The 1,284-nt window shown below is 27.1% G+C and carries 1 pseudogene; it reads left to right on the top strand.

Features of this window, described 5'->3' with window-relative positions:
• A pseudogene (locus N1F73_RS03980) lies at positions 1 to 1,284 on the top strand (conjugal transfer protein TraE); the annotation flags it as partial.

Raw genomic sequence — 1,284 nt, 5'->3', positions numbered from 1 at the left:
CTTTAAAGACTAATTTAGACCAAAAAATGCAATATTTAAAGCTAAATAATGCAAGTGCTGAAGTGATTGAAAATTACACAAATTTATATGAAGAAAAGTTTTTAGACTTTGAAACATTAGATAAAGAGATAATGCTTGATACATATTATGTTGTATTGTATGAGCGTAGAATATCAGAACTACAAAAAAATATTGATATGGTTTATCAGTATATGAACTCGATGGAATTAGAACCTCGTTTATTAAAGTCTGCTGATTTAGTGAGATTTTTGGCTAGATTAAACGATAAAGAATTAGATGAGGAATTACTTAAAAAATATATAGATCAGCAACAATTAAAAACTAATGGGTTAAGACGAAATTATCGTGATGAAGAAGAAATTTTAAGTAATGATTGAATTTTGAGATTTAAAAAATGATTATTATCAAAATCGAAAAAACATAAAAATGATAACTCTTCTTCAAAAACAAAATTGATTAGTTTAGATGAGTTATTAAGAGCCGACAATGTCGTTTTTAAAGCTAATTACTTTATTAAAGACGGGTTATATTATTCAATTCAGACAGTTAATGAATTGCCATTGAGATTACAGGATGGATGAAATAGCGAGTTATTGAATAATGATTCTGTTATTGTGTGAAATTTAGGTGCAATTTCAACAGAAGCACAAGCACATTTATTAGATAGTGTGGCTAAAAAGAATATTGATAACTCAGCTGTTATTAATTCAAAATTTCAAAGAAAGTCTAATAATTTACAATTAGAAGCTATGGAATATTTACAAGACCAACTATTAATTGATGGTAATAATTTATTTGATTCACATTTTATGATTATTAATAAAGCAAGTTCATTAAAAGAATTAAAGATGATTGAGAGTAAAAATTATCACGCAGCTGTTAAAGCTAGAATTTATTTAACTTCATTACCATTTAGACAGTTTGAAGCTTATGCTCAAAGTTGTTTGATAACCACAAATAATTTAAAAGAAGCAGTACAGATATCATCATTTAATGCTGCATATGGTTGAAGCTTCGAAAATGAGTTTCATAATGACGGCAATATTAGTATTTTAGGTACAACTATATCTACGGGTGAGCCGATTATAGTCGATAGATTTTATAAAAAAGACGCAAAGAGAACTAATTATAACTGGATGACTGTTGGGACTAGTGGAACAGGAAAATCATCATCAAAATCAAAATCGATAGTTGATGAGTTAGCACAAAATAGAAATGTTTATGTTATCGATTTAGAGAATGAGTATAAATATTTAGCAAAAA

Origin of the sequence: Mycoplasma sp. HS2188 (genome assembly GCF_025209835.1) — a bacterium.
In the GTDB taxonomy this organism is placed as follows: domain Bacteria; phylum Bacillota_I; class Bacilli_A; order Mycoplasmatales; family Metamycoplasmataceae; genus Mycoplasmopsis.
Note: the sequence above shows the minus strand (reverse complement) of the source record. Positions and strands in the feature narration are given on the sequence as shown.